The following is a 19,789-nucleotide window of genomic DNA, read 5'->3' on the forward strand; positions in this document are numbered from 1 at the left end:
GCCGAGCCATGCTCGGCAGAGGCCTTCCCGGTAACGCCCCTGCCGAGCATGGCTCGGCACTACAGGGCTAGATGCTCGTGCTGACACGCGCCAGCAGCAGACCGGCTACCAACGCCGCGATGGCGACGACCACCGCCAAGGCAAGCAACCAGCCGCGGCGACGCTGGCGCTGGTTCGCACTGATCGCGGCGTTGAACATGGCCACGCGCTGCTGTTCGCTGGCGGCGATGATGGCTTTGGCCTTGGCCGAGCCCTCATCGGCGCCGAGCCGCCCGGCATCGATGTCGTCGGCAATCGCCTCCAGTTGCTGCATTACTTCAAATTGCAGCTTCTGCAGTTCCAGCGCGGTGTCGTTGTGATTGGACAAGCAGGGGCTCTCGCAGTTGGCGTCAGACCGAGGGAGACTGTAACGCCTTCCTTATCACCCGTGACAGCGTTGCCGGGTCATCATTGGCCAGATGCTGGCCAAGCTGTACTAGACCGATGCCGAAGCCGAGCATCAGCACACCAGGTATCGCTGCAGGCAGCAGGAGTAGGTCGAGCTTGCCTACCTGGAAAGCGGTCAACGCGCTCCACAGCACGCAGAAACCAAGCCAGAACACCATGAAGACCTGGACCAGACCGGGCAGCGCGAAACGGCCGTGCAGCTCGCTGCCCTGCGCGGTGGCGTGCAGATGACCGCGAAAATGGGGTTTGAAAGAGTTGCGCATCAGGGTGCGGTGATAGAGGTGCACGCGCCCCTTGCGTACCGATCCGGCAACGCTGCCACTGGCGGTGAAGTTGCCGCGTGCCGTGGCTGTATGTAATGCCTGGGCTGCCTGTTCGGGCGAGAGTGGGCTGGCGAAGACGATAGCGGTACGCGGGAACAACCAGGTCCAGAAAGACATGTGCTTGATCATTGCAGGGCCGCTAACCATAGCTGCAAATAGTGGATGGAACTACTGCAGGCTGTTGCCGCGGCTGCGCATTGCCTTTTTGATCAGGGCGGTGATTTTTTTTTCCACTTCGGGCGTGATCTCGGCCAGTGCGTAGGAGGTGGCCCACATCGGCCCGTCATCCAGTGCTGCGGTATCGTTGAAGCCCAACGTGGAATAGCGTGCACCAAACTTGCTTGCCCCCTGGAAGAACACCACCACCTTGCCATCACGCGCATAGGCCGGCATGCCGTACCAGGTCTTGGGGCTGAGCGAGGGGGCAGTGGTGCTGACGATGGCATGCAGGCGCTGGGCCATCTGCTGTTCCGCGGCCGGCATCTCGGCGATCTTGGCCAGCAGTTCGGCTTCGCCATCGGCTTTCAGCTTGCCAGCCTTGGCTTCGGCCTTCAGCTCGCGCGCGCGTTCTTTCATCGCGGCCTGTTCTTCGGCGGTAAACCCGCTGGATTTGGAAGCGGCCATCGAAACTCCTGCAAAGGATGGGTGGGCAGGGCTTTTTAACCCAAGCGACGCGCGCAAATGTAAAGCGCGGGTGCAGATGGGAAATCCGCCATGAAGCAGGTGGTATCGGCAGGCGAAGCGAGCCTTTCCACTCGCTGGCAGCTCAGTCGGCTTGGCCGAGCTCGCGTTCAATACGCCGGTCGGGGATCAGCCAGAGCAGGGCAGCGGCTGCGTATAGCAGCTGTGCAAGATGGGCGTTGACGAAACTCAGGACGACACCGCTTATGTAGAGCAGTGGCGACAACTTGCCCTTCCAGTCGTTGCCCAGCGCATGCCGCAGGCGTGAGTTCTCGCCGTCAGCAGCGACGATACGTCGTTGCAGGATCCAGTAAGCGATGGCTGCGGCCAGCAGGATGCAACCGTACAGTGCAGTGGGCAGTGGCTGGTTGTTGAAGTCGTCCATCCAATGGGTGGCGAACGGCAGCAGCGACAGCCAGAACAACAGATGCAGGTTTGCCCACAGTACGCTGCCGGTCACCTTCTGGCAGGCCTGCAGCAGGTGATGGTGGTTGTTCCAGTAGATGCCGATGTAGACGAAACTCAGCAGGTAGCTGAGCAAGGTGGTCAGCAGCGGCCGTAATGCGTCCAGCGAGGCGCCCTCCGGTGGTCGCATCTCCAGCACCATGATGGTGATGATGATGGCCAGTACGCCGTCGCTGAAGGCTTCAAGCCGGCCCTTGCCCATTGTCAGCTCCTGGCGGTTTGCGCCTGTGGTTTGGCGGGAACCTAGCATGCGGGAGCGTGGTGGCAGTGTGTTCGAGGGGGCTGTAGCAAGGTTGGAAAGCGAAGGGATAGCCTCGGTCAGTCCCTATGCCGGATGCTTCGTTGTCGTCTCAGTGCGCCACCTGCAGCACGATCTTGCCGATGTGCTCGCCGCGCTCCATCCACGCATGTGCCTGTGCGGCCTTGTCCAGCTGGAACACCTTGTCGATCAAGGGCGGGCGGATCCTGCCCGACTCTATCAAGGGCCATACCTGTTGCCGCAGTTGCTGAGCGATGATGGCCTTCTCGGCGATGCTGCGCGGACGCAGTGTCGAGCCGCTGACCGAGGCGCGCTTCTGCATCAGGGTGCGTAATGGGAGTGTCACTTCGGATCCCTGCTGTACACCGATCTGGATGATGCGTCCGCGCAGGTTCAACAGCTCCAGATTCCTGGCGAAGTAGTCGCCGCCGACGATATCCAGCACCACGTCCACACCACCGCCTTGTTGGATGCTGCGGACCTCGCTGACGAAGTCCTTGGTGTTGTAGTTGATTGCATGGTCCGCGCCCAGTCGCAGGCAGGCATTGCAATTTTCGTCGCTGCCGGCGGTGACGATGACGCGTGCGCCAAAGGCATGTGCAAGTGTAATGGCGGTGGTGCCGATGCCACTGCTGCCGCCATGGATGAGGATGCTCTCGTCCGCTGCCAGGTTGCCGGGCATGAACAGGTTGGACCATACAGTGAAGAAAGTTTCCGGCAATGCACAGGCTTCCAGCATGGACAGGCGCGCAGGAATGGGCAGGCATTGCAGCGCCGGTGCGGTTGCGTATTCTGCGTAGCCGCCGCCTGCCAGGAGTGCGCAGACGCGATCGCCAACGCGCGGCGACTGCACGTCGGCGGCGGTTTTGACCACGGTGCCGGCAACCTCAAGCCCGAGAATCTCCGAAGCATCGGCTGGTTGCGGATACAGGCCGCGTCGCTGCAAAAGATCGGGACGATTGATGCCTGCAGCGGCGACGCGTATCAGTACGTCGCCTGCGCGCGGCTTGGGCGTAGGACCGGTTGCCAGCTGCAGGCTGTTGGCATCACCTGCATCCGAAACCTGGATCAGTTGCATCTTCCGGGGAATCATCATTGAGTAGCTTTGGTGCGCGCGTCGGAGTGTTCGACCTGCTCGACGATAGCGCTCGTGTCTTGTTTCAGGCATCAATTTGCATATGATTTTGTGTGCCATGCGGGGTTATGTGTGACCTGGCTGACAACTGATCCGCCATCGAACGGGCCGATTATCGGTTTGAAAGCCTGAGTGTCACGGAAACTTGGCGTTGGCAGCGTTTGTTACGGTTGCCGGTTGCCGGTTGCCGGTTGTCTGCCAACGCCGTGGTGCCTTTTCCAGCTCGCAGCTGCGTGGTTTCAATGTCGCTTTGGTGTTTAATCCAGTGCGATGGCAGGGGGGCGTAGGCTTCGTGCCAGAGGCTGACTTTTCCATGGTTGTCGCCACGCGTCCGTTGGACTCAATTACAAAATGCTCGGCGACGCACTCACCGATGATGGCCCCGTCCAGCACCTATGCTGCGTTGAGGTGCCGGCGGTTCAAGTCGAGCACGGCATGGGTAAGCTCAAGGTTGTCCTCTCGTGAGCGCATCATGTTGTGCATGCCTCCGTCCGGGTCAGGACATGGTTGCTGCAGATGCGAGTGACGGCGGGGGCAGATGCAATTGCATGGGTTGGTAGGTCAGGCCTGCGGATTGGCCGATGTCACCGCAGCATTCGAAGCCGTAGTCCAGATAGGCGCTTACCGAAGGCAATGCCGCACTCACTGTCAGCAGTTCGCCACGGACATGCGGAAGAACAGCGGCCAGCAGCTGCCGACCAACGCCCTGCCGCTGCTGGTCGGGGGCCACGAACAGCATGGCCAGGTGCCGACCTTGCTTCAGCTCGATAAGGCCGGCCGCCTGTTCGCCGCGTTCGGCGATCAGGATCAGGTTGTCCTGCGCCATGCGTGCAGCAAACGCTTCGGTTGCTGCAATTGCGAGGAACGTGTTGATGCCTTCCTCGGCCAGGGTAGGGGCCACCGAGGCCATGAACGCGCTGATGCACACTGTATTGGCGGCGTGCAGGTCGGTAGGGCTGAGTGGGCGTACGGTCAGCATTGCGCTCACAGGCTCTGCTCGCGAGACGGCTGAGACGGGCCTTCTGCCTTCTTCAACGCCATGCCGACAGTCGCCGGTGCGGTCAGCGAGAAACCGAACTGCTGATAGAGCCGATACGCCTCGCCGTCGGCCAATAGGCTTACATAGCCGGAGGCGGGAACTTCGCGCTGCAGATAGGCTTGGATCTCTCCCATGATTTTTTTGCCCAGGCCGCGGCCTTGATGTGCAGGCAGTACCGCGATGTCCACCACCTGATAGAAGGTGCCTCCATCACCGATTACCCGACCCATCGCCACGGTTTCGCCTTCATGGATGACCTGCACGGCGAACAGCGAATTGGGTAGGCCGCGGCTCGCTGCTTCCAGTGTCTTTGGGCTAAGGCCGGCAGCTTGGCGGAGGTGTCGATATATTTCGACCGAGGGCGTGGCGTAGCTGATGTTGTAGTTGTCCGTGGTCATCTCGTTTCTTGGTCGATGCGGGGTGTTGCGTATCGGCGTGCGTCCAGCATTCCTGCCAACTATCGTTTTATCGTGTGGGTGAAAACTTGGCAAATCGTGACCAGTGATCGCCAAAGCCATGACTGTGGAAGAAAGGCAAAAAAGAATGGGCGGCGTGCCGGCTTGTGGGAGCGGCGTAAGCCGCGAAGCTGACATTGCTTGAGCCATGCGTATCTGTGCAGTCTGATGATGTGCCTGCTTCGCGGCTTACGCCGCTCCTACAAACAAAGCCGGGCATGCGGTTGGTGCGTGATGGAAGAAATGCACAAAAAAAGCCCGGGCACTGCCCGGGCTTTTCAGTAGACAAACCAGCCGGACTTACTCGATCGGCTGTTCCAGCATCAGCTGGCGTGCGAAGCGTACCGGCGGCGCGCCGTAGGACAGCATCTGGTCGTGGTAGGCCTTCAGGTTGAAGTTGGCACCTTGCTTTTCCTGCACGGCCTTGCGGGTGTCGAAGTGCTCCTGTGCGCCGACGAAGTAGGTCGGCAGCTGCGCGGAGGTGAGCTGCGCGCGCACCCACTTGCCCGAGGCTTCGCTTTCCTGCTGGAAGGCGTCGTGGGTCATCAGCTGCATGGCCTGCTCACGGCTCCAGTTGTCCACGTGCACACCCTGGTCGAGGATGGCATTGGCAATGGTGCGCAGGTAGAACTTCAGCTGCACCAGGTGGAACAGCGGGTCGTTATCCAGGTAGCCCTGTTCCTGCATCATGCGCTCGGTGTAGACCGCCCAGCCTTCTGCAAACAGGCCCGAACGCAGCACCGCGCGCAGCGTCGACGGGAACTTGCCCGAGTGCCAGCCTTCCAGGTAGTGGCCCGGCGTGCCTTCGTGGATGGACAGCAGGTGGATCATGCGGCTGTTGTATTCGCGCAGGAAGGAGTCGACCTGCTTGTCGTTCCAATCGTCCGGAATCGGCGAGACCGCGTAGAAGGTCTTCAGGTTCTTGTCCAACGGGCCCGGCGAGTCGCAATAGGCCACGGCCACGCCACGCTGGAACTCCGGCATCAGGATGATGTCGACCGGTGCGTCGGGCAGGGTCATCAGGTCATGCTTGCGCACGAATTCGGTGGACTGGTCCAGCGCAGCCTTGGCGTCGTCCACGACCTTGTCGCGGGCCGGCTTGTCGGCATAGGCCAGTTCCAGCGCAGCTTCGATAGCCTTCTGCTGCTGGTCATCGGTCGGGTTGGCCGGCATTTCCGGTGCGCCCGGCTTGTCCTTCAACACCACCTGGGCGATGCCGTACATGTCCTTGCGCACGCGGGTCAGCTCGGCGCGGGCACGCTCGCCGATCTCGGCGCGCGACAGCGAGGAGTTGAGCGAGAACTTCAGCTTCTGGTCGTACTTCTCCGCACCGATGCGGAACTCGCCCTTGGCATTCGGCACCAGGGTCTTGTCGAGCCAGGTCTGCTGTTCTTCGACAGCGCTGGTCAGCGTGGCGATGGCGGCCTTCAGGCGCTCCTGGTCGGCGGCTTCGAGCTGGCCGATGTTGGGCACGATGAAGGTTTCAACCAGGCTGAGGATGCCGCGGTTCTGCTTGGCGACGGTTTCGGCGTGGATCTTCGGCACGCGTGCCGGGTCCAGATTGGCGCGGGCGGCGGCGAAGATCTGCGGGATCAGTTCGATGCGTGCGGTAGCCGACTTCAGGCGCTCCGGCAGCGGCGCGAACTCGCGTGCCATCAGACCGTAGATGGCGCTGCCGGCCAGGCCGTTATAGACCTGCGGGTCCCACTTCCACGCCTGCATGGTCTCGTTGGACCAGATGTCCGACTGCAGCTGGTTGCGCAGGATGGCGGCATCCACCTGGTTTTCGCGGCCGAGCTTGCTGACGTCGAGCTTGTCCAGCTCGGCGAGCAGGGCCTTGCTGGCGTCCAGGCTCTTCTGCTGGCCGGCGGCGCTGAGGTCATCGAGCTGGCTGTCGTAGCGGTGATCACCGATCTGGGTGGCACTGACCGGCGACAGCTGCATCCAGGTGTCCAGTGCCTTCTTCGAGAGCTCGGCGAACTGGGCGTCGGCCTGGGCCTGCCCAGCCTGCTCGGTGGTGGCGGACGGAGCGGTCGGGGCGTCGCCGCTCTGGCAGCCGGCGAGGCTGGCGAGCAGGGCGGCGGCGAGCAGGTGCTTGCGCATCGGTGATCCTGTTACTGAGGGAATCCCCGAGCATAGGCGGACTGGGCAAGCGGCGCACATGCCGTTGGTTGGTGGCGGCTTGCCAAAACGGGCGGTTCGGCGCAGACGGCGACTGCGCTCACCCGGCTACCTCGCCGTGCACAAATTTTTAGCCTTCGTATTCAGCTATATCGCTATGCTGCCGCCACGAAACCACCTGGAACATGGAAGCATGAAGCAATTGCACGGAAGTACCTTGGCCTTGGCACTGGGCGCGCTGCTTGCGCTGGGCGGTTGCGCCAAGCATGAGATGTCGGCCGATAGCGCGGCCAGTGCCGCCGATGCGGTGCAATCCCCGGAAGGCGCATTCCTGGCCTACGAGCACACGGTGCAGCTGCAGTTGCCGGGCAAGGACATAGCACCAAGGGTGAAGGCTGTATCCGATGCCTGCCAGGGCGCCAAGTTCGGCGACTGCGCGGTGCTCAACGTGTCCCAGCAGGGCGGTGATACGCCGCGCGGTTCGATCAAGGTGCGCGTCGCCCCCAAGGGCGTGGAGCCGCTGATCGCGCTGGCCAGCGACAAGGGCGAGGTGACCACCCGCAATACCGAGGCCGAGGATCTGGCCCAGCAGGTGGCCGACACCCAGTTGATGCAGGACCGTTTGAAGGCCGAGCACGAGCGGCTGGTCGAGTATCAGCAGCGCAAGGATCTGGCGGTGGCGGACCTGCTGACCATTTCGCAGCGCCTGTCGGAGATCGAAGCCGGTCTGCAGCAGGCCAATCGTGATTCGGCGCAGCAACACCGCCGCATCGACACGCAGCTGGTTACCATCAATATCGAATCGACCAACAGTCAGCGCAATCGCAGCGAGATCGGGCAGGCATTCGGTGACTTCGGTGAGATCTTCACCACCAGCCTGGCCTATGTGATCCGAATTGCTGCTGGCCTGCTGCCGGTGATTCTGATTGGTGGCTTCCTCGCATGGCTGTTGCGCCTATGGTGGCGCCGCCGCAAGAAGAAGTAATCCTCGGCTTTGTGGGAGCGGCGTAAGCCGCGAAGCCGATGCTCTGAAAAGACACCAGCTTCGCGGCTTACAGATACGCCCAAGGAACAGTATCCGATGGATTTTGTGGGAGCGAGGTCAGTCGCGAAGCTGACGATCTGAAACGTCGCCAGCTTCGCGGCTCACGCCGCTCCCACAATCTTGTATCAAGCATCAACCGTGCAGATGCAGCTCTGGAATGCGCTTCTCATGCGCGGCAAACAGTTCCTGGAACTCTTCCTCGTTGAACTCATCGGGCAGATAGACCGCCACCTGGCCGCTGACGCCATTGGCATCCACCCGTTCGCGCGGCCCAGCCCGCAAAGACACTTCGCGATCCTTGAAAGTAGTGACCCATGGGGTCTCATCCCACTGCGTCACTTCAGCGTTGTCTGCATCCCAGATCACAACAATCGTAAACATGGCGTCTCAACTCTTCAGGGCGCGGTGTTCGCTGGTGATGGTTGCACCTTCCCCCATCACTTTTGTGACCGGTGTGCGGGTAGCTACGTCCAGTAGTCGTTCCCATTGTTCGCCAGTCAACGCGCCGGTAGCGGAAAGAATGCGGTGCACCTGCAGCTTACCGGCTTCATCGCGGCTGGAGGTGAGATCGGCGTTGAACTCACCCAGCTCCCAACCTTTTTTCTCTGCATACATCCGCAAGGTAATCGCGGTGCAGGCTGCCAGCGATGCCAGATACAGATCGAATGGCGCCATGCCCGCGTCCTGCCCGCCCAACCGGGCTGGCTCATCGGCAACCAGACTGTGAACGCCGTTGCTGATGTGATGGGCGTAGTTGCTTGCAGTTGATTCAATGGTGACGTGGGCCATGGCAGCCTCCTTCGGAACGAATCGCCAAACTACTGCGATACAGGCAGCTCCGGTAGTCACCGTTTATTGCCTGCATCGTCCCATTGCCTGAACGATGCCGTCGTTCACATCGTCACGATGGCTGCCGTGCCAGCGTGATGGGCAACTGCGGCTTCCTCAAGTAGGCAATTGACCGCAGTCTTCAGCATCTTCGGCGCGATGAAATGGCGATGCATCGGGTCTACCGCTGCCATGTACAGATGCCCGAAGGGGTTGCGGCATTGCACGCGGGTGGAAAGGCTGAAAGTGATCAGCTCGCCATCGCGCTGCACCGCGACGCTGGAACGGAATTGCAGATGGCGATCATCGGCACCGAGCAGCACCTGCGCCGAGTTGGCGCTGATGGAAGATGCCAGCACCGGGAAACGTTGGGCGAAGCGTTGTGTTGGCGCATCGTTCAATAGCGACGACACCGGGCAACCCAATGAAGAGGTGCGCAGTCGCAACGGCCGCGCCAATAGATTCCTTAGCCGCATCAGTCCGCTGACGCTGCCGGCGGGTTGCTGGATGAAGGCTGCGAGCAACGCTGCCAGCAATTGTTCCGGATTGCTACCGACCAGCCAGCGCTGATCCATCTGCACCTCTACGTGGTCCTGATGGTGGTGATGCGGCAGTTGTTTGTCCAGCAGCGAGTTCGGCGGAAGATGATGGTTGCTGTGTGCTCGCAAGGCGGGCAGCCGGTGCGAACGGGTACCGCTGCGTGGACGAAGTTGCACCAGCTGTTGGCGCAACTGCCCTGCATGCCGGCGCAGAAGCGCACACGCCCAGGCTTGCCGAGGCTTGGGATCGAAACTGAGTACGCTGGTCCACACCTCGGTTTGTTGTGTGTGCTGCTGCAGTGCTGCTGGCATCAGTTCAGTGAGGCTTGCGAGGTCGGCTTCGCCGCGCATGACCTGTGCCTGCAGCGTGGGATCCAACGCGCCTGCGGTTTCATCAGGGTGGCAGGAAACCGCAAACAGGGCAGGATGCCTGCCATTGCCGCGCAGCGGCTCAAACTGGTGCCAGGTGTTGGCGGCCATGCGCACCGTGAACAGGCAATCGGCGGGAATTTCGACGTGGCGCAGGGCGCGCTGGATATCCATCGACGTATCGCAGGCCGAACCAGCGGCGATGAAACGCAGGCGCGCGCCGCCGCTGCCGCTGATCGCGGTGAACACACGCGGTGCAGCATGACGATGGAAGGGGTGACCATTACTGCCCACCGAGAACGTGTAGAGCGCGGCGTTGTCGCCGGCCGCCAGGTTGGGTGCTGAAAGCCGCGCCGAAGGCTCGTCCAGCGCATCGTTGAAATGCGCATGCTGGGCCTGGCGTGCACCTGCTGCTGTTGCAACCGCATCGCCGGCGCCTACATCCAGCTGGCTCAGTAGTGTGACTTCCGCAGCACGGCTGCCATCACTGGCATTGATCGAGACATGCGGAAAGCTGCTTTCGTTGGGAGTGCGACTGCGTTCCATGCGATGCCTCGTTGTAGTCAGCTGGCGGGTTTTGCCTTGGTCTTGGCATTGCGTCGTGATTCGCGCTGCAGCGGCCCGGCCGTTGGGCAGACCTCGAAGGCGAAGCGGCTCAAAGTGTTGACCATGTTGTCGGGGGTAAGGCGGTAGAAAACGAATTGGCCGCGGCGCTCGCTGGTGACCAGCCCGGCGGCGGTGAGAACCGACAGGTGGCGCGAGATGGCCGGCGCGCTCATCTCGAAACGCTGACCAATCTCGCCTGCGGTGAGTTCCTGCGCCGACAGATAGGCCAGGATCTCCCGGCGCGGGCGCGAGGCAAGGGCTTCGAAGATCTGATCGGCAGGCATGGATAATGAGTTAACTAATTCGTTAATTCATTAAGCGCCTGATTGCCGGGGCATGTCAAGCAAGGTGCCTGTAGTGCCGAGCCATGCTCGGCAGGGGCCTTCCCGGTAAAGCTTCTGCCGAGCATGGCTCGGCACTACATTGGATGTTCTTTACTGGATGCTGTTTACCGGATGCGCACTGGCAGCGGGATGTTGCACAGGTCGATATGGCCGGCGGCGCGCTTGTAGAAGCCGTCCACGCGGTTACGCCGCGCTTCCACCGCATCGGCGAAGGTCTTCGAATCGGTACGCAACACCTGCAGATTTACCCGCTGTGCTTCCGGCAATTCGCTGGCCAAGGTAATAGCCTTGATCTGCGTGCGCTGCGCGGGGTCTTCGTAGAAGCCCATCGGGTCGGGGCCGCGCTTGATCGTGCTCAACAGTTCCATGCCCTTGAGCACGCGCCCAACCAGGGTGATGTTGCGGTCCAGCTGACGTGGTGATTGGCCGGTGACCACATACAACTCCGCACCGACGCTGCTGTCCTCATCGTTGTTGCGGCCTGCGCCCAACGCGCCGTAGCAATGCGCCAACCAGGCATTCTTGCCATCGCTGCCCACCGCGAAGTCGCCCACGAAACCGGTCCTGCTGGCCCAGCCATCACGGTCGGGCAGGGCGGTGAAGGCCAAGCCTTCCAGCGGGCGCTGGAACTCTGCAGGCAGGTGGGTCTTGGCGCTGCCCATCGACTTGGCTTTGGCCGCATCGTCGGCCTCGGCGTCGCCGAACTGCACCACGAAGTTGTCCTGCGAGCGGTAGATGCTCAGCCCATCCCAGAAATGCTCCTTGGCCATCGTGCGGATGTTGCCGGTGTGCTCGGGAGCGAACTGCGGGGCGAGCTCGATGATGACGCGGCCGCCTTCAAGATCCATGTACAGCGTGTTCTCCGCTGCTGGGGTGTGCCAGTCACTAGCCGGTGCGGCATCGATGATCTCCTGCGCGCTGCGGTATTTGGCGGGGGCGTCGGCCGCCAGCAGCGGCAGCGGGGACAGCGACAGGGCCAGGGCAAGCAGGCAGGGACGTAGCGTCATCGGGCGCATTCCGGTTGGGTGTTCCCTGATTCTGCGCGATTGCCTCCGCCGCCCGCCAGCCTCATGACCGTGGTGGGGGTGACTACCGGCATATTCACTATAGCGAACTAAACACTAGTATCTAGTTCACGTTAGTCGGCAGGAGTGAGGGCCATGACTGAATTGGATGCATATCTGCGCAAGTTCCAGAAGGAATTGAGCACAGGCACGGTGTCGCTGGCCTTGCTGGCGGTGCTGGCCAAGGCGCCGGAGCCGCTATATGGCTATCTGATTGCCAAGGAGCTGGAGCGGGTTGGCGACGGGGTGCTCAGCGGCAAGCAGAGTGCGTTGTACCCGGTGCTGCGCAATCTGGAAGGCGCTGGCCTGCTGGAAAGTCACGTGGAGCCATCGGTGGCCGGACCGCCGCGGCGCTACTACCGCATCAACGACGATGGCCGCGCCGCGTTGCGGCAGTGGATCGCAGCGTGGAATGCCACCCGGGACTCGGTCGAGTCCGTACTGGAAGGAATCAACTGATGAATACCGAATACATTGCGCGACCGCTGCCGACGACGATTCCCGAATATCTGGACCAGTTGCGCGCTGCCTTGAGTGGCGCTGATCTGGCGATGATCCAGGACGCGCTGTACGACGCGGAGGAGTACCTACGCTCGGAGCTGGCCGAGCAGCCAGGCAAGAGCGAGGCCGAGGTGATTGCTGGTGTGGCCGGTAGCTACGGCGCACCGGAGGAAGTTGCGGAGATCTATCGCGAAACCGAGGTCACCGTGAACCGCGCCATGCGTACACCGCGGCCAGCAGCGCGGCCGCAGCCTGTAATGGCGATGGCGGCAGTGGGTGCCACGGCTTCGTCCGTCGAGCCAGGCGCTACCGCATCGGTTGCTGCGCCGGTGCAGCGCTCCTTGCTGGCACGCTTCTTCGGTGTTGCGCTGGATCCACATACCTATGGCGCGCTGTTCTACATGCTGTTGTCGCTGGCCACCGGCATCTTCTTTTTCACCTGGGTGGTCACCGGTCTGTCGCTGTCGGTATCGCTGTTGATCCTGATCATCGGTATTCCGATCCTGTTGTTGTTCCTGGGTTCGGTGCGGGTGTTGTCGCTGGTCGAAGGTCGCATCATCGAGACCATGTTGGGTGTGCGCATGCCGCGTCGTCCCACCTATACCGATCGCAGCCAGGGTTGGCTGCAGCGCATCGGTGCGATGTTCTCGGACGGTCGCACCTGGCTGACCATGCTGTATTTCGTGTTGATGCTGCCGTTGGGCACTCTGTACTTCACCGTGGCGACGACCTTGCTGTCGACGTCTTTGGCGCTGGTGTTCGCACCGGTTGCAGCGCTGGTTACCAACGAGCCGATTGGGCTCTGGATCGATGGCATCAACGTTGGCAATGCGTTCTGGTTGTGGCCGGTGTTGGTGGGTGTAGGCGTGTTGCTGCTGTTCGGCACGCTGCATCTGGCACGTGGCGTCGGCAAGCTGCATGGCGCGATGGCCAAGCATCTGCTGGTTCGGTTGTAAGCACGACGGGATGATGGAATGCAGACGGGATGATGGAATGCAGACGAGGGCGCCGATGGCGCCCTCGTTTTTTGTAGTGCCGAGCCATGCTCGGCAGAGGCGTTACAGATAAACCCTTTTGTCGGAGCGGCGTCAGTCGCGAAGCTGGTAGAAGGCCCGATGGCAGAAATGCCCAACCAGTCATTGCTGCCAGCTTCGCGGCTGACGCCGCTCCTACAATTCTGGATTGCTGGTAAGGCCCCTGCCGAGCATGGCTCGGCACTACCTCGCGTTATGCTGGTGGAGGATTTTTTTTTGGAGAACGCCATGGCCAATAAAGGCTGGTTCTACGTGGCCCTGACCTGTCTGTTCGAGCTGGTTTGGGTGTATGGCTTCAATGTGGCAGCCACGTGGTGGCATTGGATACCGATCATCGCGGTGATCGTGGTGGACTTCCATTGGCTGGCCAAGGCCTGCGAGTCATTGCCTACCGGCACCGTGTACGCGGTGTTTGCCGCTGTTGGTACGGTGGGCACGGCGTTGATGGATATCTTCTTGTTCGATGGCAGCTTCAGCCTGGCCAAGGGCGTGTTCATGGCGGTGCTGGTGGCAGGCGTGATCGCGTTGAAACTGGCTGATGGCAAGGCGGCCGCCGGGCCTGACGCAAACGGGCAGGGAGGCTGATATGGGCTGGTTTCTGGTGATCGCCGCTGCCTTGATGGAGACGGTAGGCGTGATTGGTTTGAAGCGTTACAGCGGGCACAAGAGTCTGTTGAATGCGACCTTGTTTTTCGGCGGGTTTGGCGCCTCGTTCGTGCTGCTGTACCAGTCATTCCGCTATATCCAGCTGAGCATTGCTTATGCCGTGTGGATTGGTTTGGGAACGGCGGCTGCGGTGCTGGTGAACATGCTGTTTTTTGGTGAGTCGCGGAGCACCGCGCGCCTGCTGAGTCTGGCGGTGATTGTTGTCGGGGTTGTGGGGTTGAAGGCGGTTTCTTGAATGCAGAAGGCCCCGGGAGTGCCGGGGCCTTGGTGTTGGTGCTTCTTTTTCTCGGGCTTCGGTTCGACTGCCGTTGTCTACATTTTTCAGACTTCGGTTTGCCCTCACCCCAACCCCCGCTCCGCGCCCCGGCCCTTGCGCTGGCGCAAGGGCGTTCGATGGGCAGCGAACCAATGGTTCGCAAGCTGCCCCTCTCACCCCGCAGGGAGAGGGGCTTTAAGCCAAGGCTCAGCGCTGGGCGCGGCGGCGTAGCGGGGTTACGTTGCTGCTGGCTTTCTTGGCTTTTTTCGCCGCCGGTTGCGCGGCTTGGGCGCTGAAGAAGTCCCGCATCTTCGGGTACACCACTTCGCGCCAGCGGCGGCCGCTGAAGATGCCGTAATGGCCGGCGCCCTCGACGATGAAGTGGTCGCGGCGCGATGCCGGGATGCCGGTGCACAGCGCCTGCGCGGCTTCGGTCTGGCCAAGGCCGGCGATATCGTCCAGCTCGCCCTCGATGCTTAGCAGGGCGGTGTCGCGGATGGCCGAGGGGTCGACGTGTTCGCCACGCACATACCATTCACCACGCGGCAGCAGGAATTCCTGGAACACCACGCGGATGGTGTCCAGGTAGAACTGCGCCGGCATGTCGAGCACGGCGTTGTACTCGTCGTAGAAGCGGCGATGCGCGTTGGCATCGTCCAGATCGCCCTTGACCAGGTCGGTGTAGAAATCCCAGTGCGACATCAGGTGGCGACTGGGGTTCATCGACATGAAACCGGCGTGCTGCAGGAAGCCCGGATAGACGCGGCGGCCTTGGCCCGGATACGGCGCCGGAATGGTGTGGATGACGTTGTTCTCGAACCACGACATCGGGTTGCGGGTGGCCAGATTGTTGACCGCAGTCGGACTGCAACGCGCATCGATCGGGCCGCCCATCATCACCAGCGAGCGCGGCGTGGTTTCGCCACGGCTGGCCATCAACGACACGGCAGCCAGTACCGGCACGGTCGGCTGGCAGACGCTGACCACGTGCACGTTGTCGGCACCGAGGTGGCGGATGAATTCCTGCACGTACTCGATGTAATCGTCCAGGCCGAACTCGCCCTGTTCCACCGGCACCATGCGTGCGTCGACCCAGTCGGTGACGTAAACGCGATGATCGCGCAGCAGGGTACGCACGGTGTCGCGCAGCAGGGTGGCGTGGTGGCCGGACAGCGGCGCTACCACCAGCACGATGGGCTGGGCGAGCAGGGCTTCAACCTTGGAGGTTTCATTGCTGTGGCGCTTGAAGCGCAGTAGCTTGCAGAACGGCTTTTCGACCTCGGTGAGCTGGGCGATCGGCACGATCTCGCCATCAAGCTCCAGCTCGTGGATGCCCCATTCGGGCTTCTCATAATCCTTGCCGAGGCGGTGGAACAGCTCGTTCATCGCCGCAAAGCGATCAGCGCCCGGCATCGACGACCACCAGTGGCCCGAATTATTGAAGAACGCCGCATTTGCCTGCGCTTGGTGAACCCAGGGCGCAAGCAGGTTGCGGGTCAATTCATGCAGTTGATAAAGCATGACGTCCCAATATGTACAGTCATATGATGCTGTGCAGCATAGCGCACTATCGCAGAGCGCGAGTTAAGCCGGTATCGGCCTTTAGTCGGCTCTTTCCAGCGCGGCGATGTCTTCGCTGAACGACGGCCCCAGCCAGCAATGCGAGCCGACCCCGCGGAAGCCCGCTTCGCGCAGCTGGCGCTTGTACCAGCGGGCAGGGCGCTGCTGGAAGCCGTCATGGTCGCCATGGAACTCGTCCTCGGCAGTGAACAGCTCCAGGAAGGCGACCCCGCCGCACAGTTCAGCCAGGCCCGGCAGGCCCTGACGCAGCTCGCGGCTGGGCACGTAGTGCATGACGTCCGAGCAGACCAGCAGGTCGACCGGTGCGCAGGGGCGCAGCCACTGGAAGTCGCCGAAGCCGGCCAGGTGCAGGTTGCGGGTGCGGCCATAGCGACGCACCGCGTACTCGCTGCTGTCAAAACCCATGTACTGCAGCTTGGGCCGCAGCTTGAGCAGCGGCGCACGCCAGGCGCCTTCGCCGGCACCGATGTCGAGCACGCTGCGGATAGGGCGTTCCAGGTAGTACTCGGCTGCGGCGACAGCCAATTGCACCTTGCGGGCCAGGCGCGCTGCGCCGCCGATATCGTCGCGGCGGTACCAGCGTTGGAAGTAGTCGGCGTCGTACTGCTTGTCCTGCATGTGCGTGTCTTGTGCGAATGGGCGAAAATGGCGCTCATCCTACGCCGCCGATGGAGCCAGCGCATGCAGTCGTATTTTTGGGTAAAGACCTTCCACCTTGTGTTCGTGGTGGCGTGGATGGCGTCGGTGTTCTATCTGCCGCGGATCCTGGTCAATATCGCCGAGGCTGCGGGCCAGCCGCAGGTGGTGGAACGACTGCAGTTGATGGGCAAGCGCCTGTACCGGTTTGGCCACGTGATGTTTGGCTTTGCCTTCATCCTTGGGCTGGTGCTGTGGCTGGGCTACAAGGTGTTGCCGGAGTTTCCGACCATGGTGGCGCCGGGCGCTGCCGGCTGGCTGCATGCCAAGTTGGGACTGGTGGTCTTGCTGATGGTGTATTTCACCTTCACCGGGCGCTGGTTGAAAGGCACGATCAAGGGCAAGGCATTGCCGTCCTCGGGCACGCTGCGCTGGTTCAATGAGCTGCCGTTGGTGCTGTTCATTGCGATTGTGTACTTGGTGTTGGCGAAGCCGTTTTAAGTTCTTTGGGGGTTGCTGCGAAGATCAACAGCACCCCTCCCAACCCTCCCCTGCGCTGCGCGCCAGGGAGGGCTCGCTTCCGCCCCCTCCCTTTGGCGCAGCCAAGGGGAGGGCTGGGGAGGGGTAAGCTTCAAACGCTACCGTCCCCGCAATGCCTCCGCGAACTGCGTATAGCCAAACACATCGTTGTGATCGGCATCAGCGATGGTTACCGCCTGCGCCACGCCGGGCTGGAACTCCCGCAGCAGCCGCAACGAACTCGCATTCGGAATCACCTCATCCCTGCCCGCGATGATCAGCGTGGTGGGAGCGGTGATCCGTGCGGCGTGACGCCATGAATCGTAGTGATCGCGCAGCAGCAGGCGCACCGGGAAGGCCGGGAACATGCGTGCAGCCAAGCCGCCAATGCTGTCGTAAGGGGTGATCAAGACCAGACGTTGAATTGGTCTTGCAGCGGCGACTTGCACGGCGACGCCGGAGCCGAGGCTGCGGCCAACCACGATGATGTCGTGTGCCTGGTTGCTGTTGGTGCCGTCATACAGTGCCAGCGCATCGCCAATAAGCGTGGCTTCGGTCGGTGAGCCGCTGCTGCCGCCATAGCCGCGGTAGTGCATCGCGTGGATGGCAGCACCGGGAAAGGCCTGCTGCAGCATCGGCAGTGCCTGCGAGACGTCTTCGGCATTGCCGCCGAAATACAGAACGAGCTGCGTGCTGTGCTGCCTGTTGCTGGAGACGATGATGTCGGCGTCTCCACGAGGCAGCGTCCAGTGCGGTACATCGGCACTGCGTGGGGCCGGGTGGTAGAGCATGCTGCGGGCATTGAAGGCGAGCAGGGTGCAGGCGATCAGGTACATGCTGGCGAGCAGGCTGACGGCGATCAACAGGATTTTCAGGCTGGTGATCATGCTGCTTGGCCTCGCCGGGGATGGGGGGAAGGCAGGTAACACAGTCCATTTGCGCAGCGCGTCGCCACAATCCGGTGCCAGCAAACAGGCGGCTACCGTGTTTGTAGGAGCGGCGTAAGCCGCGAAGCAAGTACATCACCAGATGGCGCAGGTGCCAAGGGCTTCAGCAGGGTCAGCTTCGCGGCTCACGCCGCTCCTACAAAAGCCATGATCCTGCGCTCAGCCCGCCGGCGTCAGCTGCCTTAGTTCCTTGCGCGCGGCATCGATCCACGCACGCTGCGCCTGCTGGTAATAGCGCGGCGAGGTCTCGGCGCGGTCGAGGATGTTCTGCAGTTGCCTGGCAGCGTCGTCCTCGCGCCCGGCGCGCTTGAGCAGCAAGGCATAGCGCAGCCGCGCTTCTTCGCCCGGGTAGCCGCCGATCATGGCTTCGTACTCGTGCAGGGCGGCAGGGATGTCGGCGCTGTCTTCCACCGTGCGGGCATACAGCAGGTGGCCGTCATGCGAGCGGAAGTTGGGATTGGCGGCGATCAGCGCTTCCAGTGTCTGGCGTGCCTGCGCCGGTTGCTGCAGACCGTACTGGGCCTTGGCCAGGCCCAGCATCAGGTCCGGGTCCTGGCTGTGCAGTCCGCGTAGTGCACCCTCGTACAGCGTCGCCGCTTCGGCATATTCGCTGCGGTCCAGGTGCTCCTGGGCCAGGCGCCTGCGGTTGTCTGCAGTGTCAGATACCCGCAGGTGTTGGTCGGCCTGGCGCTTGCCACGCGTCGGGTCGATCTGGTCGCGGACCTTGCGCAGGCCACGACGCGCGGTCGGGCTGTTGCGCAGCTCGGGCAATACCTCGGCGATCACGTAGATCAGCACTGCCAGGTACGAGAAGAACAGCAGGATGAAGATCCAGTACAACGGCCGCCCGGTGCGCACGACGTGCACGCAGCAGGCGACCTGCAGGACTATCGAAAGCAGAATGATCGGACTCATCCGTGTGCCCTCGGCTGTATTGGCGTGATTACGCCGTCTCGTAGACGCCGTAGCTGCGCAGGCGCTTGTAGCGACGTTCCAGCAGCTCTTCGACCGACAGCTTGTCCAGCGCTTCCAGCTCGTTGAGCAGCACGGCTTTCAGGCGCTTGCCCATCTGGGTCGGGTTACGGTGGGCACCGCCGATCGGCTCGCGGACCATCTTGTCGATCAGGCCCAGGCTCTTCAGGCGCGGGGCGGTCATGCCCAGCTGCTCGGCGGCGTCCTTGGCCTTGCCGGCGTCCTTCCACAGGATCGAGGCGCAGCCTTCCGGGGTAATGGTCGAATAGACGCTGTACTCCAGCATCAGGGTGCGGTCGCCCACGCCCAGTGCCAGCGCGCCGCCGGAGCCGCCTTCGCCGATCACGGTGCAGATCACCGGTACCTTGAGCTCAGCCATTTCCATCAGGTTGCGGGCGATGGCTTCGGACTGGCCGCGCTCTTCCGCGTCGATGCCCGGCCAGGCGCCAGCGGTGTCGATCAGGGTCAGCACCGGCAGGCCGAAGCGCTCGGCCATCTTCATCAGGCGCAGCGCCTTGCGGTAACCCTCGGGCTTGGGCATGCCGAAGTTGCGCTTGATCTTTTCTTTGGTGTCGCGGCCTTTCTGGTGGCCGATCAGCATCACCGAGCGGCCGCCGATACGGGCCAGGCCGCCTACAATGGCCTTGTCGTCGGCAAAGGCGCGGTCGCCGGCCAGTTCCTGGAACTCGTCGCAGAAGATGCGGATGTAGTCCAAGGGGTAGGGACGTGACGGGTGGCGGGCCACCTGCAGCACCTGCCACGAGGACAGGTTGCGGAAGATCTGGGCAGTACGCAGGCGCAGCTTGTCTTCAAGCGCCTTGACCTCAGCATCGACATTGACCGCCGGGCCAGCGCTGGCATTGCGCAGGTCCTTGATCTTGGATTCCAGATCGGCGATGGGTTGCTCGAAATCGAGGTAGTTCGGATTCATCGGAAACCGTCAGCAATGAAAGGGGG

General features: G+C 62.2%; 24 protein-coding genes. 6 read left to right on the top strand and 18 right to left on the bottom strand.

All coding sequences use genetic code 11. The features are described from left to right. Window positions 1-67: 67 nt before the first annotated feature. From ACVOLR_RS08090 to ACVOLR_RS08125, 8 genes are all read right to left on the bottom strand, one after another. On the bottom strand, window positions 68-367 hold the full coding sequence (locus ACVOLR_RS08090) for a hypothetical protein (RefSeq protein ID WP_481535990.1): 300 nt from the start codon (window positions 365-367) through the stop codon (window positions 68-70). A 22-nt stretch (window positions 368-389) separates the two neighbouring features. Next, a complete protein-coding gene (locus ACVOLR_RS08095; protein WP_481535991.1) occupies window positions 390-887 on the bottom strand; it encodes a hypothetical protein in 498 nt (165 codons plus the stop codon). A gap of 51 nt (window positions 888-938) precedes the next feature. Further along, entirely contained in the window at window positions 939-1,394 is a 456-nt protein-coding gene (locus ACVOLR_RS08100) for an iron chaperone (protein ID WP_481535992.1), read from the bottom strand. A 142-nt stretch (window positions 1,395-1,536) separates the two neighbouring features. Then, complete coding sequence (locus ACVOLR_RS08105; protein WP_481535993.1) at window positions 1,537-2,118, bottom strand: TMEM175 family protein; 582 nt, start codon at window positions 2,116-2,118, stop codon at window positions 1,537-1,539. Window positions 2,119-2,266: 148 nt separating this feature from the next. Then, entirely contained in the window at window positions 2,267-3,253 is a 987-nt protein-coding gene (locus ACVOLR_RS08110) for an NAD(P)H-quinone oxidoreductase (RefSeq protein ID WP_481535994.1), read from the bottom strand. A gap of 553 nt (window positions 3,254-3,806) precedes the next feature. After that, window positions 3,807-4,289 carry a GNAT family N-acetyltransferase gene (locus tag ACVOLR_RS08115; RefSeq protein WP_481535995.1) on the bottom strand — a complete coding sequence of 161 codons (483 nt, stop codon included), beginning with the start codon at window positions 4,287-4,289 and terminating at the stop codon, window positions 3,807-3,809. 5 nt (window positions 4,290-4,294) lie between these two features. Further along, window positions 4,295-4,747: a GNAT family N-acetyltransferase gene (locus tag ACVOLR_RS08120; protein WP_481535996.1), complete on the bottom strand. Its 453-nt coding sequence runs from the start codon at window positions 4,745-4,747 to the stop codon at window positions 4,295-4,297. A 357-nt stretch (window positions 4,748-5,104) separates the two neighbouring features. Then, complete coding sequence (locus ACVOLR_RS08125; RefSeq protein ID WP_481535997.1) at window positions 5,105-6,907, bottom strand: DUF885 domain-containing protein; 1,803 nt, start codon at window positions 6,905-6,907, stop codon at window positions 5,105-5,107. A 211-nt stretch (window positions 6,908-7,118) separates the two neighbouring features. Here ACVOLR_RS08125 and ACVOLR_RS08130 point away from each other — a divergent pair, with 211 nt between their 5' ends. After that, window positions 7,119-7,910, top strand: coding sequence for a DUF4349 domain-containing protein (locus ACVOLR_RS08130; protein WP_481535998.1), 792 nt, complete (start codon window positions 7,119-7,121; stop codon window positions 7,908-7,910). Window positions 7,911-8,102: 192 nt separating this feature from the next. On the opposite strand, the gene ACVOLR_RS08135 is transcribed toward ACVOLR_RS08130, so the two are convergent. The 5 genes from ACVOLR_RS08135 to ACVOLR_RS08155 form a co-directional block, all read right to left on the bottom strand. Then, window positions 8,103-8,351 (bottom strand): hypothetical protein, encoded by a 249-nt coding sequence (locus tag ACVOLR_RS08135; RefSeq protein ID WP_481535999.1) that lies wholly within the window; start codon window positions 8,349-8,351, stop codon window positions 8,103-8,105. 6 nt (window positions 8,352-8,357) lie between these two features. After that, complete coding sequence (locus ACVOLR_RS08140) at window positions 8,358-8,759, bottom strand: OsmC family protein (protein WP_481536000.1); 402 nt, start codon at window positions 8,757-8,759, stop codon at window positions 8,358-8,360. Window positions 8,760-8,863: 104 nt separating this feature from the next. After that, window positions 8,864-10,252, bottom strand: a complete 1,389-nt coding sequence (locus ACVOLR_RS08145) for a DUF2867 domain-containing protein (protein ID WP_481536001.1) — start codon at window positions 10,250-10,252, stop codon at window positions 8,864-8,866. Between the two features lie 17 nt (window positions 10,253-10,269). Continuing rightward, a complete protein-coding gene (locus tag ACVOLR_RS08150; protein WP_313169299.1) occupies window positions 10,270-10,596 on the bottom strand; it encodes a metalloregulator ArsR/SmtB family transcription factor in 327 nt (108 codons plus the stop codon). A gap of 164 nt (window positions 10,597-10,760) precedes the next feature. Beyond that, complete coding sequence (locus tag ACVOLR_RS08155) at window positions 10,761-11,663, bottom strand: peptidylprolyl isomerase (RefSeq protein WP_481536002.1); 903 nt, start codon at window positions 11,661-11,663, stop codon at window positions 10,761-10,763. A 153-nt stretch (window positions 11,664-11,816) separates the two neighbouring features. Here ACVOLR_RS08155 and ACVOLR_RS08160 point away from each other — a divergent pair, with 153 nt between their 5' ends. The 4 genes from ACVOLR_RS08160 (at window position 11,817) to ACVOLR_RS08175 (ending at window position 14,156) form a co-directional block, all read left to right on the top strand. Continuing rightward, entirely contained in the window at window positions 11,817-12,179 is a 363-nt protein-coding gene (locus tag ACVOLR_RS08160) for a PadR family transcriptional regulator (protein ID WP_481536003.1), read from the top strand. Further along, window positions 12,179-13,177 carry a sensor domain-containing protein gene (locus ACVOLR_RS08165; protein WP_481536004.1) on the top strand — a complete coding sequence of 333 codons (999 nt, stop codon included), beginning with the start codon at window positions 12,179-12,181 and terminating at the stop codon, window positions 13,175-13,177. Before ACVOLR_RS08160 ends, ACVOLR_RS08165 begins: the two co-directional genes overlap by 1 nt. Before the next feature lie 306 nt (window positions 13,178-13,483). Beyond that, on the top strand, window positions 13,484-13,840 hold the full coding sequence (locus ACVOLR_RS08170; RefSeq protein WP_481536005.1) for a DMT family transporter: 357 nt from the start codon (window positions 13,484-13,486) through the stop codon (window positions 13,838-13,840). A gap of 1 nt (window position 13,841) precedes the next feature. Next, entirely contained in the window at window positions 13,842-14,156 is a 315-nt protein-coding gene (locus ACVOLR_RS08175; protein WP_481530886.1) for a DMT family transporter, read from the top strand. Between the two features lie 228 nt (window positions 14,157-14,384). Here the strand turns inward: ACVOLR_RS08175 and ACVOLR_RS08180 are convergent, their stop codons facing one another. Both ACVOLR_RS08180 and ACVOLR_RS08185 read right to left on the bottom strand, forming a co-directional pair. Continuing rightward, window positions 14,385-15,698, bottom strand: a complete 1,314-nt coding sequence (locus ACVOLR_RS08180; RefSeq protein ID WP_481530885.1) for a polyhydroxyalkanoate depolymerase — start codon at window positions 15,696-15,698, stop codon at window positions 14,385-14,387. A gap of 81 nt (window positions 15,699-15,779) precedes the next feature. Further along, on the bottom strand, window positions 15,780-16,376 hold the full coding sequence (locus ACVOLR_RS08185; RefSeq protein ID WP_481536006.1) for a class I SAM-dependent DNA methyltransferase: 597 nt from the start codon (window positions 16,374-16,376) through the stop codon (window positions 15,780-15,782). A 63-nt stretch (window positions 16,377-16,439) separates the two neighbouring features. Between ACVOLR_RS08185 and ACVOLR_RS08190 the strand changes: the two genes are divergently transcribed. Further along, window positions 16,440-16,895 carry a CopD family protein gene (locus ACVOLR_RS08190; RefSeq protein WP_481536007.1) on the top strand — a complete coding sequence of 152 codons (456 nt, stop codon included), beginning with the start codon at window positions 16,440-16,442 and terminating at the stop codon, window positions 16,893-16,895. Window positions 16,896-17,032: 137 nt separating this feature from the next. Here ACVOLR_RS08190 and ACVOLR_RS08195 read toward each other — a convergent pair whose 3' ends face one another. From ACVOLR_RS08195 to ACVOLR_RS08205, 3 genes are all read right to left on the bottom strand, one after another. Further along, window positions 17,033-17,800 carry an alpha/beta hydrolase gene (locus ACVOLR_RS08195; RefSeq protein WP_481536008.1) on the bottom strand — a complete coding sequence of 256 codons (768 nt, stop codon included), beginning with the start codon at window positions 17,798-17,800 and terminating at the stop codon, window positions 17,033-17,035. 219 nt (window positions 17,801-18,019) lie between these two features. Further along, entirely contained in the window at window positions 18,020-18,775 is a 756-nt protein-coding gene (locus ACVOLR_RS08200; RefSeq protein WP_481536009.1) for a tetratricopeptide repeat protein, read from the bottom strand. Between the two features lie 28 nt (window positions 18,776-18,803). After that, the gene (locus ACVOLR_RS08205) at window positions 18,804-19,763 is read right to left on the bottom strand and encodes an acetyl-CoA carboxylase carboxyltransferase subunit alpha (RefSeq protein ID WP_481536010.1); all 960 of its coding nucleotides are present in this window, start codon (window positions 19,761-19,763) and stop codon (window positions 18,804-18,806) included. Window positions 19,764-19,789 lie beyond the last annotated feature (26 nt).

This window comes from Stenotrophomonas sp. STEN030, from assembly GCF_056759995.1.

Excerpts from the sequence above, each read along its gene's own strand:
- ACVOLR_RS08095 (WP_481535991.1), bottom strand. The coding sequence starts at position 887 with ATGTCTTTCTGGACCTGGTTGTTCCCGCGTACCGCTATCGTCTTCGCC.
- ACVOLR_RS08100 (WP_481535992.1), bottom strand. The coding sequence starts at position 1,394 with ATGGCCGCTTCCAAATCCAGCGGGTTTACCGCCGAAGAACAGGCCGCG.
- ACVOLR_RS08105 (WP_481535993.1), bottom strand. The coding sequence starts at position 2,118 with ATGGGCAAGGGCCGGCTTGAAGCCTTCAGCGACGGCGTACTGGCCATC.
- ACVOLR_RS08110 (WP_481535994.1), bottom strand. The coding sequence starts at position 3,253 with ATGCAACTGATCCAGGTTTCGGATGCAGGTGATGCCAACAGCCTGCAG.
- ACVOLR_RS08115 (WP_481535995.1), bottom strand. The coding sequence starts at position 4,289 with ATGCTGACCGTACGCCCACTCAGCCCTACCGACCTGCACGCCGCCAAT.
- ACVOLR_RS08120 (WP_481535996.1), bottom strand. The coding sequence starts at position 4,747 with ATGACCACGGACAACTACAACATCAGCTACGCCACGCCCTCGGTCGAA.
- ACVOLR_RS08125 (WP_481535997.1), bottom strand. The coding sequence starts at position 6,907 with ATGCGCAAGCACCTGCTCGCCGCCGCCCTGCTCGCCAGCCTCGCCGGC.
- ACVOLR_RS08130 (WP_481535998.1), top strand. The coding sequence starts at position 7,119 with ATGAAGCAATTGCACGGAAGTACCTTGGCCTTGGCACTGGGCGCGCTG.
- ACVOLR_RS08135 (WP_481535999.1), bottom strand. The coding sequence starts at position 8,351 with ATGTTTACGATTGTTGTGATCTGGGATGCAGACAACGCTGAAGTGACG.
- ACVOLR_RS08140 (WP_481536000.1), bottom strand. The coding sequence starts at position 8,759 with ATGGCCCACGTCACCATTGAATCAACTGCAAGCAACTACGCCCATCAC.
- ACVOLR_RS08145 (WP_481536001.1), bottom strand. The coding sequence starts at position 10,252 with ATGGAACGCAGTCGCACTCCCAACGAAAGCAGCTTTCCGCATGTCTCG.
- ACVOLR_RS08150 (WP_313169299.1), bottom strand. The coding sequence starts at position 10,596 with ATGCCTGCCGATCAGATCTTCGAAGCCCTTGCCTCGCGCCCGCGCCGG.
- ACVOLR_RS08155 (WP_481536002.1), bottom strand. The coding sequence starts at position 11,663 with ATGACGCTACGTCCCTGCCTGCTTGCCCTGGCCCTGTCGCTGTCCCCG.
- ACVOLR_RS08160 (WP_481536003.1), top strand. The coding sequence starts at position 11,817 with ATGACTGAATTGGATGCATATCTGCGCAAGTTCCAGAAGGAATTGAGC.
- ACVOLR_RS08165 (WP_481536004.1), top strand. The coding sequence starts at position 12,179 with ATGAATACCGAATACATTGCGCGACCGCTGCCGACGACGATTCCCGAA.
- ACVOLR_RS08170 (WP_481536005.1), top strand. The coding sequence starts at position 13,484 with ATGGCCAATAAAGGCTGGTTCTACGTGGCCCTGACCTGTCTGTTCGAG.
- ACVOLR_RS08175 (WP_481530886.1), top strand. The coding sequence starts at position 13,842 with ATGGGCTGGTTTCTGGTGATCGCCGCTGCCTTGATGGAGACGGTAGGC.
- ACVOLR_RS08180 (WP_481530885.1), bottom strand. The coding sequence starts at position 15,698 with ATGCTTTATCAACTGCATGAATTGACCCGCAACCTGCTTGCGCCCTGG.
- ACVOLR_RS08185 (WP_481536006.1), bottom strand. The coding sequence starts at position 16,376 with ATGCAGGACAAGCAGTACGACGCCGACTACTTCCAACGCTGGTACCGC.
- ACVOLR_RS08190 (WP_481536007.1), top strand. The coding sequence starts at position 16,440 with ATGCAGTCGTATTTTTGGGTAAAGACCTTCCACCTTGTGTTCGTGGTG.
- ACVOLR_RS08195 (WP_481536008.1), bottom strand. The coding sequence starts at position 17,800 with ATGATCACCAGCCTGAAAATCCTGTTGATCGCCGTCAGCCTGCTCGCC.
- ACVOLR_RS08200 (WP_481536009.1), bottom strand. The coding sequence starts at position 18,775 with ATGAGTCCGATCATTCTGCTTTCGATAGTCCTGCAGGTCGCCTGCTGC.
- ACVOLR_RS08205 (WP_481536010.1), bottom strand. The coding sequence starts at position 19,763 with ATGAATCCGAACTACCTCGATTTCGAGCAACCCATCGCCGATCTGGAA.